The 22,512-nt window shown below is 28.8% G+C and carries 23 protein-coding genes and 1 riboswitch; of the genes, 20 read left to right on the top strand and 3 right to left on the bottom strand.

From position 1 onward, the window contains the following. The first annotated feature begins 4 nt into the window (after positions 1–4). From GXK56_RS02505 to GXK56_RS02450, 12 genes are all read left to right on the top strand, one after another. Positions 5–1,237 (top strand): FAD-dependent oxidoreductase, encoded by a 1,233-nt coding sequence (locus GXK56_RS02505; RefSeq protein WP_160684496.1) that lies wholly within the window; start codon positions 5–7, stop codon positions 1,235–1,237. Between the two features lie 35 nt (positions 1,238–1,272). Next, positions 1,273–2,223 (top strand): TDT family transporter, encoded by a 951-nt coding sequence (locus GXK56_RS02500; RefSeq protein ID WP_160684493.1) that lies wholly within the window; start codon positions 1,273–1,275, stop codon positions 2,221–2,223. An 18-nt stretch (positions 2,224–2,241) separates the two neighbouring features. Continuing rightward, positions 2,242–2,814 carry a molybdenum cofactor guanylyltransferase gene (locus GXK56_RS02495; RefSeq protein ID WP_160684490.1) on the top strand — a complete coding sequence of 191 codons (573 nt, stop codon included), beginning with the start codon at positions 2,242–2,244 and terminating at the stop codon, positions 2,812–2,814. After that, positions 2,814–2,951, top strand: a riboswitch (molybdenum cofactor riboswitch). It overlaps the preceding gene by 1 nt. A 317-nt stretch (positions 2,952–3,268) precedes the next feature. Then, complete coding sequence (locus tag GXK56_RS02490; protein ID WP_160684487.1) at positions 3,269–4,294, top strand: molybdopterin-binding protein; 1,026 nt, start codon at positions 3,269–3,271, stop codon at positions 4,292–4,294. Between the two features lie 3 nt (positions 4,295–4,297). Then, the gene (gene glp / locus GXK56_RS02485; RefSeq protein WP_160684484.1) at positions 4,298–5,503 is read left to right on the top strand and encodes a gephyrin-like molybdotransferase Glp; all 1,206 of its coding nucleotides are present in this window, start codon (positions 4,298–4,300) and stop codon (positions 5,501–5,503) included. Between the two features lie 265 nt (positions 5,504–5,768). Further along, positions 5,769–6,251: a cyclic pyranopterin monophosphate synthase MoaC gene (gene moaC / locus GXK56_RS02480; RefSeq protein WP_160684481.1), complete on the top strand. Its 483-nt coding sequence runs from the start codon at positions 5,769–5,771 to the stop codon at positions 6,249–6,251. Beyond that, positions 6,241–6,753: a molybdopterin-guanine dinucleotide biosynthesis protein B gene (gene mobB / locus GXK56_RS02475; RefSeq protein ID WP_160684478.1), complete on the top strand. Its 513-nt coding sequence runs from the start codon at positions 6,241–6,243 to the stop codon at positions 6,751–6,753. Before moaC ends, mobB begins: the two co-directional genes overlap by 11 nt. Then, positions 6,746–7,726, top strand: a complete 981-nt coding sequence (gene moaA, locus GXK56_RS02470; protein ID WP_160684475.1) for a GTP 3',8-cyclase MoaA — start codon at positions 6,746–6,748, stop codon at positions 7,724–7,726. The genes mobB and moaA overlap by 8 nt, the downstream gene beginning before the upstream one ends. Positions 7,727–7,780: 54 nt before the next feature. Next, the gene (locus tag GXK56_RS02465; RefSeq protein WP_160684472.1) at positions 7,781–8,212 is read left to right on the top strand and encodes an MOSC domain-containing protein; all 432 of its coding nucleotides are present in this window, start codon (positions 7,781–7,783) and stop codon (positions 8,210–8,212) included. Next, entirely contained in the window at positions 8,200–8,691 is a 492-nt protein-coding gene (locus GXK56_RS02460) for a MogA/MoaB family molybdenum cofactor biosynthesis protein (protein ID WP_160684469.1), read from the top strand. Before GXK56_RS02465 ends, GXK56_RS02460 begins: the two co-directional genes overlap by 13 nt. 220 nt (positions 8,692–8,911) lie before the next feature. Beyond that, positions 8,912–9,553: a Fe-only nitrogenase accessory AnfO family protein gene (locus GXK56_RS02455; protein WP_160684466.1), complete on the top strand. Its 642-nt coding sequence runs from the start codon at positions 8,912–8,914 to the stop codon at positions 9,551–9,553. A 140-nt stretch (positions 9,554–9,693) separates the two neighbouring features. Further along, a complete protein-coding gene (locus GXK56_RS02450) occupies positions 9,694–11,250 on the top strand; it encodes a hypothetical protein (protein WP_160684463.1) in 1,557 nt (518 codons plus the stop codon). Positions 11,251–11,288: 38 nt separating this feature from the next. On the opposite strand, the gene GXK56_RS02445 is transcribed toward GXK56_RS02450, so the two are convergent. From GXK56_RS02445 to modA, 3 genes are all read right to left on the bottom strand, one after another. After that, complete coding sequence (locus GXK56_RS02445) at positions 11,289–12,338, bottom strand: ATP-binding cassette domain-containing protein (protein ID WP_160684460.1); 1,050 nt, start codon at positions 12,336–12,338, stop codon at positions 11,289–11,291. Positions 12,339–12,340: 2 nt separating this feature from the next. Then, the gene (modB, locus tag GXK56_RS02440; RefSeq protein ID WP_160684457.1) at positions 12,341–13,015 is read right to left on the bottom strand and encodes a molybdate ABC transporter permease subunit; all 675 of its coding nucleotides are present in this window, start codon (positions 13,013–13,015) and stop codon (positions 12,341–12,343) included. Positions 13,016–13,086: 71 nt separating this feature from the next. Further along, complete coding sequence (gene modA, locus GXK56_RS02435; protein WP_160684454.1) at positions 13,087–13,902, bottom strand: molybdate ABC transporter substrate-binding protein; 816 nt, start codon at positions 13,900–13,902, stop codon at positions 13,087–13,089. A gap of 516 nt (positions 13,903–14,418) precedes the next feature. Between modA and GXK56_RS02430 the strand changes: the two genes are divergently transcribed. From GXK56_RS02430 to nifK, 8 genes are all read left to right on the top strand, one after another. After that, the gene (locus GXK56_RS02430) at positions 14,419–15,366 is read left to right on the top strand and encodes a helix-turn-helix transcriptional regulator (RefSeq protein ID WP_160684451.1); all 948 of its coding nucleotides are present in this window, start codon (positions 14,419–14,421) and stop codon (positions 15,364–15,366) included. Between the two features lie 105 nt (positions 15,367–15,471). Continuing rightward, positions 15,472–16,092 carry a Fe-only nitrogenase accessory AnfO family protein gene (locus GXK56_RS02425; RefSeq protein ID WP_160684449.1) on the top strand — a complete coding sequence of 207 codons (621 nt, stop codon included), beginning with the start codon at positions 15,472–15,474 and terminating at the stop codon, positions 16,090–16,092. A gap of 52 nt (positions 16,093–16,144) precedes the next feature. Further along, positions 16,145–17,068: a hypothetical protein gene (locus tag GXK56_RS02420; RefSeq protein ID WP_160684446.1), complete on the top strand. Its 924-nt coding sequence runs from the start codon at positions 16,145–16,147 to the stop codon at positions 17,066–17,068. Between the two features lie 509 nt (positions 17,069–17,577). Then, a complete protein-coding gene (gene nifH, locus GXK56_RS02415) occupies positions 17,578–18,399 on the top strand; it encodes a nitrogenase iron protein (protein ID WP_160684443.1) in 822 nt (273 codons plus the stop codon). A 170-nt stretch (positions 18,400–18,569) separates the two neighbouring features. Next, positions 18,570–18,896: a P-II family nitrogen regulator gene (locus GXK56_RS02410; RefSeq protein WP_160684440.1), complete on the top strand. Its 327-nt coding sequence runs from the start codon at positions 18,570–18,572 to the stop codon at positions 18,894–18,896. Positions 18,897–18,921: 25 nt separating this feature from the next. Beyond that, positions 18,922–19,305 (top strand): P-II family nitrogen regulator, encoded by a 384-nt coding sequence (locus GXK56_RS02405; protein ID WP_160684438.1) that lies wholly within the window; start codon positions 18,922–18,924, stop codon positions 19,303–19,305. Between the two features lie 18 nt (positions 19,306–19,323). Next, positions 19,324–20,910: a nitrogenase component I subunit alpha gene (locus tag GXK56_RS02400; protein WP_160684435.1), complete on the top strand. Its 1,587-nt coding sequence runs from the start codon at positions 19,324–19,326 to the stop codon at positions 20,908–20,910. Next, a complete protein-coding gene (gene nifK, locus GXK56_RS02395) occupies positions 20,910–22,274 on the top strand; it encodes a nitrogenase molybdenum-iron protein subunit beta (protein ID WP_160684432.1) in 1,365 nt (454 codons plus the stop codon). Before GXK56_RS02400 ends, nifK begins: the two co-directional genes overlap by 1 nt. Positions 22,275–22,512: the final 238 nt, after the last annotated feature.

The raw sequence follows: 22,512 nt of genomic DNA, 5'->3' as shown, positions 1-22,512 counted from the left end.
TATTATGAAATATGTTGTACTTGGTGCTTCAGCAGCAGGAATTAATGGAGTACGTGAACTTAGGGCATTAGATAAAGATGCAGATATCACTCTTATATCAAAAGATGATAAAATTTATTCTAGATGTATACTTCATCATTATATGGAAGGCATTAGAGATGTGAAGAAGTTAGAATTTGTTGAAGATGATTTTATTAATAAAAACAATATAAATTGGATCAAAGGAACTGAAGTAGTTGGAGTAGATCCAAAAGCTAAGAAAGTTATGATTTCAAATGGAGAAGCAGTAGAATTTGACAAACTTCTTATAGCGACAGGTTCAAATACGTTTTTTCCACCAATACCAAATTTAAGAGAAGCACCTAATGCTATTGGATTTAGAAATTTTGATGATTGTGAAAAAATAATGGAGAGATCAAAAACATGTAATAACATTGTAGTAATGGGAGCTGGATTAGTTGGGATTGATGTAATTTCAGGGTTAAGTCATACTGGTAAAAATGTAGCACTTGTTGAAATGAAAGATCACATGCTTTCAATTCAGCTTGATAAAAAAGCTGCTTCAGCATATGAAAAGGGCTTTGAAGCTAAGGGTGTAAAACAATATTATGAAAAAGGAATTAAGGAGCTTATTGTTGATGAACAAGGAAATATTACAGATATACTTTTAACAAGTGGAGAAACAATTCCTTGTGATTTATTAATAGTAGCTGCTGGAGTTCGTTCAAATGTGAACTTTTTAGAAGGTTCAGGAATTGAAACAGATAGATTTGGCCTTCTTATAGATACCTTTGGTAAAACAAATTGTGAAGATATTTATGGTGCTGGAGATGTTACAGGAAGAAATCCAATTTGGCCAACTGCTGCAAAAGAAGCAATAATTGCTGCAAGTAATATGGCAGGAGTAAAATGTGAAATGACAGACTTTTTTGCCAGCAAATCAACTATGAATTTTTTAGAAATTCCAACAATGTCACTTGGGATAAATGAACCAACTGATGACACTTTTAAAGTTGAAATTCAAAGTGATGATAATGGTAACTATAAAAAGATAATACATAAGGAAGGCAAGATTTATGGTGCGATTATTCAAGGGGATTTATCTTACACAGGTGTTTTAACTCAATTAATTAAAAATAATATTGATATTTCAAAAGTAAAGAAACCTATATTTAAAATAGATTACTCTGACTTTTTCAACATCAATGAAAATTTTGAGTTTACTTATGAAGAATAATTCACTATAAAGTAATAAAATGGAGAGAAAATATTATGCAAAATAGATCAATTTTTCAAAAGGTAGAAAATTTACCTTTTACTATCCTTACTACAATGGTAGGAGCCTGCTCGCTTTCTAATATGTACTTAAATATTGGATTTACTTATATAAGACATATTACTATGTGGTGTGCTACAATCATCTTATTAGCATATATAATGAAAATTGTATTATATCCTAATACATGTAAAAAGGAATATTCAAATACTGTACCAGCAAGTATTTATGCTGGATTCTCAATGGTTACAATGATGATAGGAAGTTACTTTTTTGATTATAACCAAGCTATTGGAAAAGGTTTGTGGCTTGCAGGAGTAATTATTCATGCTGTTCAAATTTTAGTATTCACCTATAGAAATGTGCTAAAAGGAATAAATATGGAAACTTTTGTACCAAGCTGGTTTGTGACTTATAATGGTATAATGGTTGCGGTTGTAGTTGGTGGAGCAATGAATGAACCAGTAATATCAAAGATGATTTTATGTTATGGTATCTTCATATATGCACTTATAATTCCATTCATGGTGTATAGAATAGCTACTAAACCTATTAAGGATGCTTTTTACCATACTCAAGCAATTGTACTTGCGCCAGCAAGCTTATGTGTTGTTTGTTATATAAATGTAGTTAAAGAACCGAATATGGTTGTAATAAATGTATTATATGCAGCTGTTATTGTTTCCTTATTATTTGTAATTTATAAATTACCAAAGTTTTTTTCTTATTCATTTACACCAGCATTTGCAGCCCTTACCTTCCCAATGGCTATTGGAATAGCTGCATCTGTTAAAATGTCAGGATTACTAATAGCTCAAGGACAAAATTTTGCAGGAAGTATAATAAAAGAAGTATCAGGAATTCAAATATACTTAACTACAGGGATAATAGCTTTTGTACTTTACAATTTTTTAATGATGTTTATAAAATCATATTCAAAAGAATAAATTGAAAAGGATGGTTATATGAAAATAGCAGCACTAGTTTTAGCTGGTGGAAAAAGCAAAAGAATGAATGGAAATAACAAAGCTTTTCTACAATATAAAAATAAGAGTTTTATTGAAAATATAACTAGTCAATTAATTGAATTTAACAATATTTATATTTCAGTTGATAATAAAGAAAACTATAAAGAATTAAAGTTTGATTTAGTTGAAGATCTATATAAAGATATTGGCCCAATTGGAGGAATATATTCAGCATTAAAAAATATTAATGAAGATTATGTATTTGTAGTTGCTTGTGATATGCCTAAAATTACAAAGCAGTTTACAAAATATCTGTGTGAGTTTATAACAGGGGAAGAAAAAATATTAGTTACAAAAGATGGGAAGGGTAAAATTCATCCATTAGGTGGAATTTATTCAAAAAAGATAATCCCAGAAATTGAAGAAATGATATTTCAAAAGGATTATAAATTATTAAATTTAATATCTAAAGTCAATGCTAAGATAGTATCTTTATCAGATACTGAATTTGATATAGATATTCTAGACAATATAAATAATATTAAAGATTATGAAACATTAAATAAATAAAATTAAATAAGCTCCAAGCAAAAATATCTAAGGATTAAAATCTATGATATTGCGCCAAAGTGAAATAGTCACTTTCAGGGTTATGTGGGAAACTGTCTAGCCTTCCGTTTTTGAAAAGGAGCATTATTTACAAAAAGCATAAACTATGATTTTTTGATGTTGACTATGCTTTGTAAATAATGGCGAGAATTGTTAAAATTCTTTTGTGTAGAGCTGTATTTTTTGCGTCCTTTTTGGCGAAATAATACGGTTTTTTTGATTTTAAAACTTAGAAATTTTATTTCTAAATAAGTAGGAATTGTTAAGTTTTAAAATTAATTTTAAATTATTCCATATAAATTGTTAATTAAACAATGTACGTTGTAAATTATAACATGGACCAGTTACTTTCTTCAGAATAATGAAAAGTAAGAATCTAAATTAAGATAAATATAATTAATTAGGAGTTGTTAAAATGAAAAAAATAGAAACAATAAATGCAGTAGGGCATATTTTATGTCATGATATAACAAGAATTATAAAAGATGTTGTAAAAGATACGGCATTTAAAAAAGGACATATAGTTAAAGAAGAAGATATTCCAGTGCTTTTATCCTTAGGTAAAGAGCATCTATATATTTGGGAGAAAAAAGAAGGAACACTTCATGAAAATGAAGCAGCAGAAGTATTATATGATATTTGTAAAAATGAAAATATGAAGCCATCAGAAGTAAAAGAAGGAAAAATTGATCTAATTGCAGAGACAGATGGGCTGTTTAGAATTGATGTTAAAAGATTAGATGAAATTAATGAATTAGAAGAAATAATGATTGCTGCAAGACATAATAATTTTCCAGTTAAAAAAGGAGATAAATTAGCTGGTACAAGAGTTATACCACTTGTTATCGAAGAAGAAAAATTAAATGAAGCAAAAAAAATTGCAGGTAATACTCCTCTTTTAGAGCTTATACCATATAAAAAGATGAAAGCGGGAATAGTTACTACTGGAAGTGAAGTTTATTATGGGAGAATTAAAGATACCTTTACTCCGGTTGTTGTAAATAAACTTAATGAATATGGAATTACTGTTTGTGGTCATAAAATAGTAAATGATGAAAGTGAAATGATAGTAAATGCTATTAAGGATTTAAAAGCTAATGGAGCTGATCTTATTATTTGCACAGGTGGAATGAGTGTCGATCCAGATGATTTAACACCTAGTTCAATAAGGGAAAGCGGAGCTGAAATTATATCTTATGGTGCACCAGTGCTCCCAGGTGCCATGTTTTTGCTTGGATATTTTGAAGATGAAACTCCTATAATGGGGTTACCAGGCTGTGTTATGTATTCAAAAGCTACAATATTTGATTTAGTCCTTCCAAGGATAGCAGCAGGGGTTAAAGTGACTAAAAAAGATATTGCAAAATTGGGCAATGGAGGATTATGTTTGGGCTGTAGTCCATGCCATTATCCTAATTGCAGTTTTGGAAAGGGAGTATAGATATTGGAAAATATAGAACTTGAAAAAGCTATTGAAATAATGCTGGATAAAGTCAATCAGATAAAGGAATGGGAAGAAATAAATTTAATAGAAGCTACAGGCAGAATTATAGAAGATGATATATATGCACCAATAAATAATCCTCCCTTTGATAGATCTCCCGTTGATGGGTATGCTCTTATGGCAGAAGATACTAAAGGTGCAACTAAGGAAAATCCAATTAAGTTAAAAGTTATAGATTCTGTATTTGCAGGTGGATATAGTGAAAAAGTTCTTGAAAAAGGGCAAGCCATAAGGATTATGACAGGAGCTAAAATTCCCAAAGAAGCTGATTGTGTAATAAGACAGGAAAATACCAATTATGATGAAAGTATAGTAGAAATCTATGAAGAGCTTTCTAAATATGATAATTATTGTTTTGCTGGTGAAGACATAAATAAAGGAAGTTTACTAATAAAAAAAGGTGAATTTTTAACCTATGTACATATAGGAATTATGGCAAGTATGGGAATTTCAAAGGTTAAAGTAAAGAATAATCCTAAAATTGCTTTATTAGTAACAGGTGATGAAGTTGGAATTCCTGGAGATCCTTTAAAAGAAGGGAAAATTTACGATAGTAATTTACATTTAATATATTCTAGATTAAATGAGCTTGGAATAAAACAAATTGTTTCAGAAATAATTGGAGATGAAGGTATTAAAGTTGCTAATAAAATAAGTGAAATAATAGATCAAGTTGATTTTATTGTAACTACAGGTGGAGTTTCTGTAGGGCAAAAAGATATTTTACATGAAGCATTACCTATTCTTAAAGCTGAAAGATTATTTTGGAAGGTAAATTTAAAACCTGGAACACCTGCAATGTTTTCGTTATATAAAAATAAACCAATACTTTCTCTTTCGGGAAATCCTTTTGCAGCACTTACCACCTTTGAGTTATTAGCAAGACCTATCTTAGCTAAATTAAGTGGTAATAAAACATTACAACCTACTAGAATTAGTGGGACTATGGATGAAGAATTTAATAAAGAAAGCAAAAGACGAAGATTTATAAGAGGCTTTTATAATGGAGGCATTGTAAAACTTCCACAAGGTAAGCATTCGTCAGGAATATTATCATCTATGATTGGGTGTAACTGTCTTATTGATATAAGAAAAGGAACATTAGGACTAAAAAAAGGCGATAAAGTAAATGTTATTTTGTTATGATATAAAATATATTAATTTATTGTTTGAATTAAGATATAAGTTCCTAAACCCGCATTATTAGCAAATATTCTGAAGAATATATATGGTAATATGGTTTAGAATATCTATTCTTCACAATATTTATGGTAAGCCATATTAGAATATGCTGACATTAAGAAGGTGTAAGTATATTTTTAACTTGTACAGCCAGTCATATTATGAAATTATAAATAAGGTTAAAAAGCAACATTATTTATAGAAAAAAATTAAGAAGGAAGTGTATGTCATGGAAAACAAACTAACTCATTTTGATTCAAAAGGAAATGCAGTTATGGTTGATGTATCGGAAAAGGAAATAACATCAAGAACAGCAATAGCCAAAGGTAAAATATATGTTAACAAGGAAATTATTGAGGCTGTTTTAAATGACAAAGTAGAAAAAGGTGATGTGCTTGGAGTAGCAAGGATTGCTGGCATAATGGCTTGTAAAAAGACTTTAGATTTAATTCCAATGTGTCATCCTTTAATGATTAATAAATGTACAATTGATTTTAGAGTAAATGAAGAAAATAACTATATAGAAGCAATTTGCACAGCTAAGATAGATGGGAAAACAGGAGTTGAAATGGAAGCACTAACAGGAGTAAATATTGCATTGTTAACTATTTATGATATGTGCAAAGCCATTGATAAAACTATGGAAATTTCGGAAATTCATTTGGTTAAGAAAACAGGTGGAAAAAGTGGAGAATTTATTAATGACAAATAAAAAGCAGCCTATTTTAATTGGAATAAGCGGCATAAAAAATTCGGGTAAAACAACCTTAATAACTAAAATAATACCGAGATTAGTAGGCTTGGGGTATAAAGTTGCCACTATTAAGCATGATGGACACGATTTTAAGGCAGATGTAGAAGGAACAGATTCCTATAAGCATAAAGATGCTGGTGCATATGGAACGGCTATATTTTCAAAAAATAAGTTTATGTTAGTTAAGGATGTAGAAGATATTTCGGAAAAAGATATTATTAAGTTATTTCCTGAGGCTCATATTATTTTGTTAGAAGGTTTTAAGCAATCAAAATATCCTAAATTTGAAATTGTAAGGAAGTCAGTTTCTTCTAATTATGTATGTGAAAAAGAAACATTAATAGCAATTATAACTGACATAGAAACAGAATTTGAAGATATAAAGAACATTAATATAAATAATATTGATGAAATCATAAGTACATTGCTTGAATACATAAAGGAGTTTATAAATGATTGATATATATAATAGAAAAATAGATTATATAAGAATTTCAGTTACAGATAGATGCAATTTAAGATGTGTTTATTGTATGCCTGAAGAAGGAATAACATGGGCAAACCACACGGAAATCTTATCTTATGAAGAAATAATCTTTTTATGTAAAGTTTTTTCTAAAATAGGAATAAGCAAAATTAAAATTACTGGTGGTGAACCTTTAGTTAGAAAGGATTTATCGTATTTAATTAAAGAAATAAAGAATATAAATGGAATTGATAATGTAACTTTAACAACCAATGGCATTTTATTAGAAGAGCAAATTGAATCTTTAGTCGAAGCAGGGTTAGATGCAATTAATATAAGTTTAGATACCTTAGATGAGAATAAATATAAAAAGCTAACTAGGGTTGGTCAATTAAAGAAAGTGATGAATGGAATTAATAAAGCACTTAAGTACGATAAATTGAATATAAAGATAAACTGTGTACCACTTGAAGCAGAAAATTATGAAGACATTTTAAATGTTATAAAATTAGCAGAAAATAATAATATTAGTGTACGATTTATAGAGCTTATGCCAATTGGCTTAGGGAAAGATATGAAAGGAATAAGTGAAGATAAGATAAAAGAAATTATTGAAGAAAAACTTGGGAAAATAACACCATATGATAAACCTTTGGGAAATGGTCCAAGTAGTTATTATACAATAGATAATTTTAAAGGAAAAATAGGATTTATAAGTGCAGTTACTCATAAGTTTTGTGATAGCTGTAACAGAGTGAGGTTAACTTCTCAAGGTTTTCTAAAAACATGTTTACAATATGATAAGGGGACAGATTTAAGAGCTTTAGTAAGAAATAGAATAAATGAAGAAGATCTAATTCGTATTATACAAAACACAATATACAATAAACCTCTAAAAAATAATTTTTTAGAAGAAAATATATTAGAAGATTTAGAGAAGCATACCATGTCTCAAATTGGTGGTTGAAACCCAGTTAACAGTCAACAATTTAAAGTTTAATTTAATTAGGAGGAAATACAAATGGGAAAAGTTATTGCAATATGTATTAGTGAAAAAAGAGGTACAGTAAAGAAAAATATAGGTGAATGCAATATTATTGAAGGGTTTGGACTAGAAAATGATGCACATGGTGGCGATTGGCATAGACAAGTAAGTTTATTATCTTATAATAAGGTAGTTGATTTTAATGCTAATGGTGGTGATGTTCATGATGGAGACTTTGGAGAAAACTTATTAGTAGAAGGTATTGATTTTAAAACTTTGCCAATTGGAACTCAATTTAAATGTAATGATGTTGTATTAGAATTAACTCAAGTAGGTAAACAATGCCATTCTCATTGTGAGATATTTCATAGAGTTGGAGATTGTATAATGCCAAGAGAAGGTGTTTTTGCTAAGGTTATACATGGCGGAAATATTAAAGTAGGAGATGAATTAATATGTTCAAAGTAGCAATAATTACCTCTAGTGATAGTGGATATGCAGGCGAAAGAGAAGATAAAAGTGGGCCTGTTATTAAAAAAATCGTTGAAGATAATGGATACGAAGTGATACATATGATTGTATTACCAGATGAAAAAGAAATGCTGAGTTCTGAAATGAAGAGAATTTGTGATGAAAATATTGCAGATCTTATTCTTACAACAGGAGGAACTGGCTTTTCACCAAGAGACTGCATGCCAGAAGCAACCCTGGCAATAGGTGAAAGAATTGTTCCAGGTATTCCAGAAGCTATGAGAGCCTATAGCATGCAATTTACTAAAAGAGCAATGTTAAGTCGAGCAACTGCTACAATACGAAATAAAACATTAATAATCAATTTGCCAGGAAGTCCAAAGGCAGTAACAGAATGTTTAGAATATATAATAACGGAATTAAACCATGGTTTAGAAATATTAACTGGACAAGCAAGTAATTGTGCTAGAAAGTAATTGAAATATAAATACAAAATTATTTTACTAAAAATATTGATAATAAGAGCACAAAAATTTATAATTAAGTAAGGGATTAAGCAAAATTGATTATATTACTCATAAATTAACATTATTAAATAAAGACTATGGCGTCTAATTTTTATACTTAAGGGTATAGGAATTAGACTTTTTTGTTTATATAAATATTTGAATACAATAAAAGGCGAGGAGGTTTAACATGAAGAAAGAAATTGCATTATACGTAAATAGCCTTGAGCAAATTGCAGATTTTAATAAAAGTGGATTTGTAAGAATTTTTACAAAAGATAATAATAGTTGGAAACTTAAGAAGGAAACTGAGTTTGATTTTACTCAAGTAATGGAAAAAGATAATTTAGGATTAGATGCACTGAAAATTTCAAATGCTTTAGAGGATTGCAAGGTATTAGTTGCTAAAGAAATTCCTAATTTAATATATATGCTTCTAGATAATATTGGAGTAAGCATTTGGAAAATGGAAGGGGATCAATATGAAACTCTTGAATATGTATTTGAAAAGGAGCTGGAAGAGGAGGAAGAAATTAAAATTATTAATAATGTAAAAACAGACAATGAAAAAGAAAGTTTTTTACCAAAGGAGATTGGTAGTAGTGGTTACTATACTTTAAATTTAAAAAAATTACAGGAAGCTAATATTGGAATTACAACTAAGCGGGTGTTAAAACCATTTTTATTAGAAAATAAATTTAAGGAATTAGTAGTTACTTGCAGTCATATTCCATTTTGGTTAGAAAGTGAATTGGAAAGACTGAATTTAAATTTTGAAGCTTCAAAAACTGGAGAAAATGATTATATATTAATAATAAATCACAATAGATAGATAAAATAATCGGCTATGCCACAGTGCTGAACTTTCCTGAAATATCTTTTTGGATTTTTGATATAAACTGCTAATTATAAATTATTTATTGACTGAAATTATAAATTCATAAAAACAAAATATAACGGGAGGTGAATTTAATGGAGCAAATTGAAGAGGTAAACTTAAGTAAAATGAATATAACTTATTTTTCAGAAATTATTTGTAACCAATGGGATATTAATAGTGATATATTAGTAGATTATATATTTTCTAATATAAGCCTTGGTATAGCTAATAATAAAGAAATGAGAAAGGAAGTAGATAAAGTATATAATAGTGATCCGTTGAAATACTATAATGCTGTAATTGATTCGCCTTGTGCAAATCATGTGGTTATTAAACAAGGAACCTTTGAAAATGAATTTTATGCAAGAAAAGTGTTAGGGATTCTTTTGTTGGCTGAAAGTGATAATTCTATAAGAAATAAAATCATCAAACTTTTTAGAAAATATTATCCTGTTATTTTTAATACAGTTAGAAAATTCGATAAGGAAAAATTAAAGAATAAATATCTTAAAATGGACATAATAACAAGGAATATGGAAGCTAAATTAGATGCGGCCATATATTTATATTTAGCTGTATACTTATCACCAGAAAAAGTGGATCATGGTTTTGTAACTTCAATTTTAAGTGATATTGAAGATTTTGAATTTAGAAGCTTAATAAATCAAAATGTTGAATTAGAATTAGATCGATATAAACTTCAAATTCAAGAAATAAAATCATTAATAAAAAGGGAATATGGAGCAATATCAAATTATAAAGACATTATAACTAATAGAAATATAGATATTAGTAATTCAGGGAGTTTTTTTGAAGATTTATTTGCAACTAACCAAATTGATATAAATCATATTTTTTTAGATAACAATTTTATTAATATAGATAAAATAATATTATCTTATTATAGAGCAACAAAAGATAAAAACCCAGAGAAAATAGTTTCAAGTATTATTAGCGGAATATTTATTCAAATGATCATTAATGAATACAAAGCTACAAGAAATTCTTATGTTGAAAATAGTAATGAATCATTGACATATGAATTAAAGGATATAGAACATAAAGTAAGCTTTTTAAAAAATGAGAATAATGAATTAAAAACAAAGTTAACGGAATTAAATGATGAAATAAAAAATAATGAAAAAAATTTAACATATGAAATAAATAGTTTGAATAATCTTCATAAGCAGGAACTTCAAAAAATGGAAAATAAAATTAAGGAATTAGAAAAGAAATTAAAAGAAGAAGAGAATTTAAGGACAGAAATAGAGGCTTTACGAGAATATGAGCTTAGCATAATTGAAGAAAATCATATAGAAGATTTAGAGATTAATTTATATGAATACATTCAAAATAAGAAAATTATAATAATAGGTGGGGATAAGGAATGGAGGCGTAGATTCAGAATAAAGTATCCAGAAATAAGAACCTTAAATGGATTTAATGAAAATTTTGATATAAGTATTTTAAATAATTGTGATTATATATTTTTCTATACTAAATATATGAATCATTCAACTTTTCACAAAGCTATGAGTTACATTAAATTTAATAAATGTGAATTTGGCTATATTGGAAAGACTAATATAAATCTTGTAGAAAAGGAAATAATAGATAATATAAGAAAATATAATAGTCAGAAGAATTAATACAATAGTTCTTCTGGCTATTTTACTTTAAGTTATATTTAAAAATAAAATATATTATCTTGTGGAAAAGTAAGAGCAACAGTATCGTTTATTTTAAAATTCATATTCTTTTTTTCGAGTTTATATTCGATTTGGCTTGAAAGAAGGTCTTCCTTATTTTTCATGAATAAAGTAAATTCAAATGGATTTTCTACAATATTTTCTACTGTATAAAAATATGTATTTTCACAATTATCTGTGCTGCAAACTTCCATATCATGAGCTCTTATACATATATGTGTAACAGCTTCAGGAACTTCATTATTTACTTTAAATTCATGTCCCCAATCTTCAGCATAAATAGTATGATTGTCTATTTTTTTTGCTTTAGAAATATTTTTACAGCCTGTCAAAATAGCTTCAGTAAGGGATTTTGGAGACTTAAATAAATCCTTTTTTTCTCTTTTTTCTAAAGCAGTTCCATTTTCATATACTATGATATGGTCACAAACTCTATATGCTTCAGCTATATCATGAGTTACAAAAATAACATCACCTTTATAAGTTTTCAATATAGACATAAGTTCCTTTTCTAAATTATTTCTAAGATGTTGATCTAAAGCAGAAAAAGGTTCATCTAAAAGCAATATATCAGGAGCTGTTATAAGTGCTCTTGCCAAAGCAACTCTTTGTTGTTGCCCTCCAGATAACTGCCATGGATAATGTTTTTCAAGTCCTAAGAGACCTAATCTTTCAATATATTCCATACATAAAGGTCTTCTTTTAGCTTCAGGTAAATTAGAAACACCAATTTCAATGTTTTCAATTATATTCATGTTAGGGAAGAGGGCATAATTTTGAAATAAATAGCCAACTTTTCTCTTTTGAGGGCTTAAATTTATTTTATTCTTTGAATCAAAAAAAGTTTTATCATTTAAAATTATTTTCCCACTTGAAGGAGTTTCAAGACCAGATATACATTTTAAGCTCATGCTTTTTCCAGAACCAGAGGAACCTAAAAAGCCTAAAATACCTTTTTCATGCTCAAAATTTACTTTTAAGTTAAAAGAAGAAGAAAATCTTTTTTCTATATTTATTTGAAGTGACATCTTTATTTCCTCCTTCCAATAAGTTTTAATTGAATTTCAGACCAATAATTTAAAATAACAATTAAAGCTAAGGATAAGAGAACGATTATTGAAACCCAAAGCATTGCTTTTTCCATATCTCCACCTTCAGCTGCAAAAAATATAGCTAGAGGCATTGTTTGAGTTTTACCAGGAATATTTCCTGCTATCATTAAGGTAGCTCCAAATTCACCCATAGCTCTTGCAAAAGATAGGATTAAACCGCCTATAATGCCGGGCATAGCTAGTGGAATAGCAATTTTATGAAATATTTTAAATTCACTAAGGCCAAGAGTTCTAGCAGCAGAAAGAATGTTAGTATCAATTTGCTCAAAAGCAGATCTAGTAGTTCTATACATCATTGGAAAGGAAACTACTACAGCTGCAAGTATTGTGGCACTCCAACTAAAAATTATGGAAGTATTAAAGAGTTCTAATAACTTTCCTACAGGACCATTTTTACCACAGATAAGTAATAAAAAGAAACCTACCACAGTAGGAGGAAGAATTAAAGGCAGGGTAAATAATCCATCGATTAGCCCTTTAGATTTTCCTTTGAAATTTGATACTAAATAAGATATTACGAGGCCTAAAAAGAATGTAATAACTGTAGCAACTAAAGATGTTTTTATTGAAATCCATAATGGTGAAAAATCCATATTAACTCCTCCTTCTAATCTAATTTAAACAACGGACAAGCAGTAATTATTATTACTCTTGTCCATTTTTGCTATTTCGTTGCTATTCCATAACCATATTTTTCAAATATAACTTTACAAGTATCAGTAAATAAAAAGTCTTCAAATGCTTTTGCAGCATCAGGATTTTTCGTAGCTTTTATTACTCCTATAGGATAAGTTATAGGTGAATGCTTATCAGCAGCTATGGTTTCTATAATTTTTGAATTAGGGCTGCTTAAGGCATCACTTTTATATACAAAACCAACTTCAGCATTTCCAGAAGTTGACCATGCAAGTACTTCTTTTACGTCCTTAGCAAATACAAGTTTTGAGTTTACAGAATCTTTAATTCCTAGGCTTGCGAAAACTTCATCAGCATATTTTCCAGCTGGAACACTTTTAGGTTCTCCAACAGCTATTTTTTTTACCTTATCCGTATTTAAATCTGAAATACTAGTAATAGCAGTATCCTTAGGGCCAACTAAAACTAAATCATTTTTAACTAAATCTTTTACTGTATCGTCTTGAAGCAAAGCTTTATCCTTTAATGCTTTCATTTGGCTTTGACCAGCAGAAATAAAAATATCACATGGAGCTCCTTGTTCTATTTGTTGTTGAAGGGAACCAGATGCTCCATAATTAACAGTTAAAGTTACATTAGGTTTAACTTTTTTAAATTCTGCTTGTATATCTGTCATAGCTTCTTTTAAACTGGCAGCAGCAGAAACATTTAATTCTATAGCAGGCTCTGAAGTTTTAGCTGCCTCCTTTTGTGTGGAAGTTGAATCTTTTTGAGTACCACAGCCAATAGCAAACATAGATATAACCAAAGTAGTTAAAGTAATTAATACAATATTCTTTTTCATAATAAAACCCCACATTCAATATTAAATTAATAGTTATGTTTGGTTGTGTTTTGTCATGTTTTATAATTATTTTTAATCATAGTAGCATTATTCATATAAAAAAACAATACACCAATAGAAAAAAATAAATATTTTTTATATATTGACAAAGTATATTGAAACGTTGTTATATTTATATATAGTTATGTTGCGTTTGGTTATGTTTTGTTTGGAATTAATATAAGATCTCAAAGAGGAGAATACACAAAGGTATAAAACTCTTGAGGTCTTTTTTCGTGCCTATGAAAATATAAATTTATTGAACTTTGAAAAGCTTATAAAATTAAGAGTTATCATAATTAACAAATGTACAATTGACAATGTATATTTTAGATTATAACGTGCCTAATATACTTTATTTTGAGCTATGATATTGTACTTAAAAAGATAATGATTTTTATAAGGTAGTTATTTAATTGCTAGAAATTATTGCTTCTTAATGTTAGAATAAAATATACAGAGAAGGAGGGATTTCTTATGGAGAATGAAGGCTCTCTAACGGCACTTGAAGTTGCTGATTTATTGAAGATAACTAAAAATACAGTATATGAATTAGTAAAACGCGGAGAATTACCTGGCTATAAGGTAGGTAAAAAGCTCAGAATAGATAAAGAAGATGTTGAAAATTATATAAACAGTCAAAAGATTATTAAAAATAATAAGCAGCTTAAACCGTTAACTGAGGAAAATATAAGTAATATAAAACAAGTAGAAAATACAAGTGATATTATAATATCAGGACAAGATGTGATTTTAGATGTACTTGCAGAAAATATTAGAGAAAAAGTTAGTGATATAAGAGTTCTTAGATCTAACGTAGGAAGTTATGCAAGTCTTTATGATTTATATCATGATAAAATTTCTGTTTCTTCAGTTCATTTATGGGATGGAGATACTAATGAATATAATACTGCTTTTGTAAGAAAAATGCTTCCTGGAATATCTTGTTTGCTTGTAAACTTAGCCTATAGAAATGTAGGTTTTTATGTAGTAAAGGGAAATCCTTTTAAAATAAAAACTTGGAGTGATTTATTGAATCCTAGTATTTCTATGATAAATAGAGAAAAGGGCTCTGGAATAAGAATTTTGCTAGATGAAAAATTAAGATTAAATAGCATAAACAGGGAACAAATAAATGGATACAATATAGAAAGACAATCCCACTCAGCAGTAGCAAGATCTATTGCCAGGGGAGAGGGAGATGTTGGAATAGGAAATGAAAAGACAGCAAAACAAATGGAAGGAATTGATTTTATACCAATTCAAGAAGAAAGATATGATTTGGTTATTAGAGAATCTGATTTAAAATATCCAATATATAAATTAATATTAAATACTATACAAAGTGAAGAATTTAAAACTGAAATTGAAAGTATAGGTGGATATGATTTAAAAGATACTGGTAAAATACTTGCTAAAACTTAAATAATAATATAGTATAAATTTAATAAGATATTATATAAGTGCAAAGATGCAGTAAATTTACTGTGTCTTTTTTGTTATATAAAAATAATTTAAAGGAGTGATATTATGTATGAAATAGGAGTATTTTTAGAAGAAAAAGATGTTATAAGTTCTTTTGAGGAAGCAAAGTATGTAAAGATATTTGAGAAAGACAAATATGAATGGAAAACTAAAAAAGTAATTTTAATTAACAGATCAAGTGGTAATAAAGGAATTAGCGAAATAAGGCAAGAGTACAAAAGTATAGTGGATCAAATGGAAGAGTGTAAGATTATTGTTGCTAAGAAGACATTTGGTATTCCTTATAGTGTATTTTATATGGCTGATTTTAGTATTTGGGAATTAGAAGGAAGCCCTTTACAATATCTAGATGAAATTATTAAAGAAGAAATAGAACAAGAGAAGATGGACAAGCAAGAAGAAGAGGTTGGAAAGAAAATAGATGAAGGACATTATTTTATAGATTTACAAGAGTTGGAATTAACAAATCCAGAGATGTCATCTAAAAAAGCTATAATTCCATATTTGAAGCAAGAGGATGTAAAAAAAATAGACATTCATTGCTGCCATGTACCACCTTGGTTAATTAAAGAAAGAGATAAAGGAAATATTGAAATGGAGATAAAAGAAGTTAAGGCAAATGATTTTAATGTGAGAATTGTATGTAAAAATTTAATGGCAAATTAAAATTAGTATTATAAATTAATAAAAAAGATTAAATATGGAAGGATGGATAAATATGAAAACTATAAAAACTAAATATGGATTATTAAATGATGTTATTATAGCAAGTTATTATAGTACTGGAGAACCGGAAAGCTATAAAATTGATGAGGAAAGCACTCTTGATATTTTAGGATATAAACTTACACCTTTATATGGCTTTTTTGACGACAGGCGAAAAGAATTTCCATCAGTAAAAGTATATAAAAGTGGAAATATAAAAAGTATTGGATTGAATGAAGCAACTTACATTGAAACTAAAATAGGTGCATTTGAAGTAGAAAAAATAACTTTTTATGAAGAAGGTCAAATAAAACGATTATTTTTATTAGATGGTAAGTTATCAGGATATTGGTCAGAAGAAGATGAGTACAAACTAGCTAAAGTATACGAATTTAATTTTGATTTTGCAAAATTTAAAGCTAAGGTTAATTCTCTTAATTTTTATAAATCAGGAGAATTAAAAAGTCTTACTTTATGGCCTAAGGACAGAATAAAATTAAGTATAGGAGATTATAATATTGTATGTAGAATAGGTTTTTCTTTATATGAAAGTGGAAAAATAAAATCTTGTGAGCCATTTAGACCAATGACTATAAACACACCAATTGGAGATATTGAAGCTTATGATATAAATGCACTTGGAATTCATGGAGATACAAATTCTTTAAATTTTTATGAGGATGGAAGTATCAAAGCTCTTATTACCTCAAGAAATACAATAACTATAAAAACTCCAAATGGAGATAATATTTTTCATTCACCTAAAAAAATAAGATTATATTCTAACAGCGAAGTTATGGATACTATAACATTAAAACTTGAATTTAAGGAAAATACTATAATCATAGATGGACAATATGAATATAATATAAATGAAAATCATTTTGAAATAAAGAATTTTGGAGAAAAACAGTTTACTCTTTCTGGTGATTTATAGAAAAAATATAATGATATAATTACTGTGTTTGAAAAATGCAATGTTAATATAACAAGTAAAAAGTAAAGTTGATAATATATTGTTAATATATAGATATAATAATTATTAATATATTAAATGTATGTCGTTATCATTTAAGAAAGTGTATAAATGCAAAAAGAGTTTGCAAAGTTAAATTTCTGTGATATTATAGTTTCAATAGCAAAATAAAAACAGTTGCTAAATATTATAAAAAAAGGTTGCGAAATCAAATTTTTATGATATAATAAATAAAAAACTTAATGTCCTATCATAAAGGCAATGGAGTCTAAGTATTAACTCAAAGAAGAGGTTAAGGCTTAGATTTTTTTATTTAATTAATGACGAAGGAGTCTATTTTATAATAACTATTAAAAGTTATATAAAATAGATTTTTTTTATAACTTTTTACAGTTATATTATTACATTAAAGATATAAAATCCCAACGGAGTTTATATAAAATATTTTCAAATTATAAGGAGGAGTCAATATGAGACAAGTAGCTATTTATGGAAAAGGTGGTATAGGAAAATCAACCACAACACAAAATTTAACTTCAGCTTTAGCTGAAATGGGAAAAAAGATAATGATAGTAGGATGTGATCCTAAAGCAGATTCAACAAGATTAGTTCTTGGAGGTTTAGCACAAAAAACAGTTTTAGATACTTTAAGAGAAGAAGGCGATGAAATAGAATTAGATGCAATACTTAAAGATGGTTATGGATCAATCAAATGTGTTGAATCAGGAGGACCGGAACCAGGAGTTGGATGTGCAGGTCGTGGTATTATTACTTCAATAGGAATGCTTGAACAATTAGGAGCATATACAGAAGATTTGGATTATGTATTTTATGATGTATTAGGAGATGTTGTTTGTGGTGGATTTGCAATGCCGATCAGGGAAGGTAAAGCTCAAGAAATTTATATAGTTGCTTCTGGAGAAATGATGGCTTTATATGCAGCAAACAATATTTCAAAAGGTATTCAAAAATATGCAAAGACTGGTGGAGTTAGACTTGGAGGTATCATTTGTAATAGTAGAAAGGTTGATAGAGAATACGAACTTTTAGAAGCTTTTGCAAAAGAATTAGGAAGTCAATTAATTCACTTTGTTCCAAGAGATAATATGGTTCAAAGAGCAGAAATACACAAGCAAACAGTTATAGAATTTGATCCAAAAGCTGAACAAGCTGATGAATATAGAACATTAGCTAACAATATTGAAAACAATAAAATGTTTGTTATTCCAAAGCCAATGAAGCAAGAGAGATTAGAAGAAATCTTAATGGAATATGGTTTAATGGATATTTAATAAAATTATCTATAACATGAAAGAATAAAAAAATTAAACAGTAAATTAATATTGATATTTATGAATAGTGGATAATTTAGGTTCAGTTATTAAAAAATTAAATTAGAAAAATTCTTATTAAGTTAAATGTTTAAAACCGCAAAATATAGAATAAAAGGAGATAGAGAGATATGTATATGATTCGTGCAATAATAAGACCAGAAAAGGTTAGTACTGTACTTTCAGAATTATTAGATGGTGGATTTCCAGAAGTTACAAAAATGGCTGTTTATGGTAGAGGTAAGCAAAAGGGAATTAAAGTTGGTGAAGTGTACTACGATGAACTTCCAAAGGAAATGCTGCTAATAGCAGTAAAAGATGAAGATAAAGATGATGTTATAAAGATCATAATTAAAAATTCTAGAACAGGAGAAAAGGGTGCATTTGGTGATGGTAAAATATTTGTTGCACCAATTGAGGAAGTATACACTGTAAGTAGTGGTAAAGCAGGATTATAAAATTTGATTTAGGAGGAAAAGCTTTATGAAAGAAATTATGTGTATTATTCGTTTGAATAAGGTAAATAAAACTAAAGAAGCACTTGCAGAAGCTGGTTTCCCATCAATTACTTGCAGAAAAGTACTTGGAAGAGGTAAAAAATCTATAGATAAGGCCTTAATGGAAGCTTATATGGAAGCTGGAGAAGATGTACCAGCAGCATATGGTGAAAACTTATCTGAAAGAGGCAGATTAATTCCTAAGAGATTAATTACTTTAGTGGTAAAAGATGAGGAAGTTAAAAATGTTGTAGATACAGTTATAAGCGTTAATTCAACTAGTACGCCTGGAGATGGTAAGATCTTTGTACTTCCAATTAATGAAGTATACAGAGTTAGAGATGGACAATCAGGAGAAGTAGTAATTTAAAGTGTGGAGGTGAAGGAAATGAGTAAAGTAGACAGTGTTTTAGACAAATATAGTGCTAAGGTATACAAAAATAGAAAAAAGCATATGCTTGAACTTGAGCAGGAAACGCAGGAAATAGATGCAAATAGAAGAACTATTCCAGGAGTTATGACACATAGAGGCTGTTGTTATGCAGGATGTAAAGGAGTTGTTCTTGGACCATTAAAAGATATTGTAGTTTTAACTCATGGACCAATAGGATGTGGATATTATTCATGGGGAACTAGAAGAAATAAGGCAATACCTCAAAAAGGTGACGGAAACTTCATACAATATTGTTTTTCAACTAATTTAGGTGAAAGTGATATAGTATTTGGAGGAGAAAAGAAATTAAAGGCAGCTATAAAAGAAATTGTAGAAATCTTTAATCCAAAAGCAATATTTATATGTGCAACATGTCCAGTTGGACTTATTGGTGATGATTTACCAGCAGTTGCAGCAGAATCTAAAGAATTGTATGGCATTGATGTATTATCATTCCCTTGTGAAGGATATAAGGGAGTATCACAATCGGCAGGACACCATATTGCAAATAATAAATTAATAAAATCTGTAATAGGTACCATGGAGTATACACCAAAAACTCATTCGGTAAACATTCTTGGTGAATACAACATAGGTGGTGATGCTTGGGAAATAGAAAGAATCCTAAAGAAAATAGGCATAGAAGTTATATCAGTCATGACAGGTGATGCTAGCATTGACGATATAAGAAAAGCCCATACTGCAGATTTAAATCTAGTCCAATGTCACCGTTCCATTAATTATATCGCAGAAATGATGAAGATTCAATATGGTACAGCATGGTTGAAGGTAGATTTTATTGGTGTGGATTGTACTGTGAGAACTTTAAGAGATATAGCTAAATTCTTTGATGATCCTGCGCTTACAGCTAGAACGGAAGAAGTAATAGCAGAAGAATTAGAAGATTTGAAAGATGACATGGAGTATTATAGAAGCAAATTAACAGGGAAAACTGCAGCTTTATATGTTGGAGGTTCAAGGTCTCACCATTACCAAATGCTATTAAAGGATTTTGGTGTAGAAACACTACTTGCAGGTTTTGAATTTGCTCATAGAGATGATTATGAAGGTAGAGAAGTAATACCTAATATAGTAGAAGATGCAGATTTAAAGAATATTGAAACTTTAGAAGTTGAAAAGATCGAAGAAAAGTTTAAGACTGTTAAGACAGATGAAGAATTAGAAGCATTAAAGAAAGAAATCACTAATTTAGAATACTATCCAGGTATGATGCGAGATATGGATAAAGGTACAATTGTAGTTGATGATTTAAATCATTTTGAAACTGAAGAATTCATCAAACAATTGAAACCAGATATGTTCTTCTCAGGTATCAAGGATAAATTTGCAATTCAAAAGGGCGGAGTATTATCAAGACAATTGCATTCTTACGATTATAGCGGACCTTATGCAGGCTTTAAAGGTGCAGTAAACTTTGGAAAAGATTTAACTATGGGATTATATACGCCAGCATGGAGCTATACTGTAGCACCATGGAAAAAAGAATCTATATTAGAAGGAACATTTGGAGGTGAGGTATAATGTTAGATTTAACTCCTAAGGAAATTAAAGAAAGAAGTGCCATTACTATTAATCCAAGTAAGACTTGCCAACCTGTTGGTGCTATGTATGCTGCACTTGGCGTTCATAATTGTATGCCACACAGTCATGGTTCACAAGGCTGTTGCTCATATCATAGAACTGTTTTATCAAGACATTTTAAAGAGCCAGCTATAGCAACTACTTCATCTTTTAGTGAAGGTGCTTGTGTATTCGGTGGAGGCAGTAATATTAAAACTGCTGTTAAAAATATTTTTGATATGTATGATCCTGAAATAATTGCAGTTCACACTACATGTTTATCTGAAACAATAGGTGATGACTTAAATGCATTTATTGAAGATATAAATATTCCAGAAGGTAAGCATGTAATATATGCCAATACTCCAAGTTATGTTGGATCTCATATAACTGGATTTTCTAATATGGTTAAAGGTTTTATAAACCATTTAGCTGAATCTACTGGAGTGAAGAATGGTAAAATGTGTGTTATACCTGGTTTCGTAAATCCTGGAGATATGCGTGAAGTTAAAAGATTGTTAAAGCTTATGGGTGTTGATTTTACAATGCTGCCAGATACTTCTGGAGTATTTGATGCACCAATGACTGGCAAATATGATTTATATCCAAAGGGTGGTACAAAGATTAAAGATATAATTGAATTAGGCGACTGCGAAAAGACCTTAGCCCTAGGAAGTTTTGCTTCAGAGGCAGGAGCATCAGACCTTGAAAAATTGTACAAAGTTCCTTATACAACATTAAAAATGCCAATTGGGATTGGAGCTACTGATGATTTAATAATGGAATTAAGCAGATTTAGCAAACAAGAAGTTCCATATGAAATTGAAGAGGAAAGAGGACAATTAGTTGATATAATGGTAGATTCTCATCCATATTATGATAAGAAGAAAGTTGCCTTATATGGAGATCCAGATGTGTTGATTTCTTTGTCTAAATTCTTATTAGAACTTGGAATGATTCCTAAGTATGTAATTACAGGAACTCCATCTTCAGCTTTTGAAAAAGAAATGAAAGCTTTATTTGAAGAATATGGTGTGGAAGACTGTATAGCTAAACAAGATGCTGACCTTTTTGAATTACATCAATTAATAAAAAATGAACCTGTAGATTTACTTATGGGAGGAACTCATGGTAAGTACATAGCAAGAGCTGAAGACATACCATTAGTTAGAATTGGATTCCCAGTATTAGATAGATATGTACATCCATATATGCCAACTGTAGGTTACAGAGGAGCAATGAGATTATTAGAATTAATGCTAGGTGCATTAATGGATAGACAAGATAGAGACTCGACTGAAGAAGACTTTGAATTAGTAATGTAAAAATAAGTATTAATAGTGTGTAAAATAGTATAAACCAAATTGATATTTACTAAAAATATTAGAAATTAAAAGTATGTATAAAAATAAACGCATATATAAAAAGCAGCTATGTCGCAATTATGAACTTTACTGAAAAGCAAGTGGCTTTTCTTCATTAACCATTCATTATTAACCAGTACTTCTTACACAATTTAAGTTCCGTATTGTGGCATAACCACTCTTTTTATAGGTGCATAAT

This window comes from Clostridium sp. C2-6-12, from assembly GCF_009928485.1.
Classification (GTDB): domain Bacteria; phylum Bacillota; class Clostridia; order Clostridiales; family Clostridiaceae; genus Clostridium.
The sequence above is the reverse complement of the archived record's forward strand: the minus strand, read 5'-3'. Positions and strand labels throughout refer to the sequence as shown.

What these genes read in the sequence shown, in the direction of transcription:
- moaC (WP_160684481.1), top strand. Translation starts at nt 5,769, where the DNA reads ATGGAAAACAAACTAACTCATTTTGATTCAAAAGGAAATGCAGTTATG.
- GXK56_RS02430 (WP_160684451.1), top strand. Translation starts at nt 14,419, where the DNA reads ATGGAGAATGAAGGCTCTCTAACGGCACTTGAAGTTGCTGATTTATTG.
- GXK56_RS02455 (WP_160684466.1), top strand. Translation starts at nt 8,912, where the DNA reads ATGAAGAAAGAAATTGCATTATACGTAAATAGCCTTGAGCAAATTGCA.
- GXK56_RS02490 (WP_160684487.1), top strand. Translation starts at nt 3,269, where the DNA reads ATGAAAAAAATAGAAACAATAAATGCAGTAGGGCATATTTTATGTCAT.
- nifH (WP_160684443.1), top strand. Translation starts at nt 17,578, where the DNA reads ATGAGACAAGTAGCTATTTATGGAAAAGGTGGTATAGGAAAATCAACC.
- GXK56_RS02445 (WP_160684460.1), bottom strand. Translation starts at nt 12,338, where the DNA reads ATGTCACTTCAAATAAATATAGAAAAAAGATTTTCTTCTTCTTTTAAC.
- GXK56_RS02450 (WP_160684463.1), top strand. Translation starts at nt 9,694, where the DNA reads ATGGAGCAAATTGAAGAGGTAAACTTAAGTAAAATGAATATAACTTAT.
- GXK56_RS02465 (WP_160684472.1), top strand. Translation starts at nt 7,781, where the DNA reads ATGGGAAAAGTTATTGCAATATGTATTAGTGAAAAAAGAGGTACAGTA.
- nifK (WP_160684432.1), top strand. Translation starts at nt 20,910, where the DNA reads ATGTTAGATTTAACTCCTAAGGAAATTAAAGAAAGAAGTGCCATTACT.
- modA (WP_160684454.1), bottom strand. Translation starts at nt 13,902, where the DNA reads ATGAAAAAGAATATTGTATTAATTACTTTAACTACTTTGGTTATATCT.
- GXK56_RS02400 (WP_160684435.1), top strand. Translation starts at nt 19,324, where the DNA reads ATGAGTAAAGTAGACAGTGTTTTAGACAAATATAGTGCTAAGGTATAC.
- modB (WP_160684457.1), bottom strand. Translation starts at nt 13,015, where the DNA reads ATGGATTTTTCACCATTATGGATTTCAATAAAAACATCTTTAGTTGCT.
- GXK56_RS02425 (WP_160684449.1), top strand. Translation starts at nt 15,472, where the DNA reads ATGTATGAAATAGGAGTATTTTTAGAAGAAAAAGATGTTATAAGTTCT.
- mobB (WP_160684478.1), top strand. Translation starts at nt 6,241, where the DNA reads ATGACAAATAAAAAGCAGCCTATTTTAATTGGAATAAGCGGCATAAAA.
- GXK56_RS02410 (WP_160684440.1), top strand. Translation starts at nt 18,570, where the DNA reads ATGTATATGATTCGTGCAATAATAAGACCAGAAAAGGTTAGTACTGTA.
- GXK56_RS02505 (WP_160684496.1), top strand. Translation starts at nt 5, where the DNA reads ATGAAATATGTTGTACTTGGTGCTTCAGCAGCAGGAATTAATGGAGTA.
- GXK56_RS02405 (WP_160684438.1), top strand. Translation starts at nt 18,922, where the DNA reads ATGAAAGAAATTATGTGTATTATTCGTTTGAATAAGGTAAATAAAACT.
- GXK56_RS02500 (WP_160684493.1), top strand. Translation starts at nt 1,273, where the DNA reads ATGCAAAATAGATCAATTTTTCAAAAGGTAGAAAATTTACCTTTTACT.
- GXK56_RS02420 (WP_160684446.1), top strand. Translation starts at nt 16,145, where the DNA reads ATGAAAACTATAAAAACTAAATATGGATTATTAAATGATGTTATTATA.
- moaA (WP_160684475.1), top strand. Translation starts at nt 6,746, where the DNA reads ATGATTGATATATATAATAGAAAAATAGATTATATAAGAATTTCAGTT.
- GXK56_RS02495 (WP_160684490.1), top strand. Translation starts at nt 2,242, where the DNA reads ATGAAAATAGCAGCACTAGTTTTAGCTGGTGGAAAAAGCAAAAGAATG.
- GXK56_RS02460 (WP_160684469.1), top strand. Translation starts at nt 8,200, where the DNA reads ATGTTCAAAGTAGCAATAATTACCTCTAGTGATAGTGGATATGCAGGC.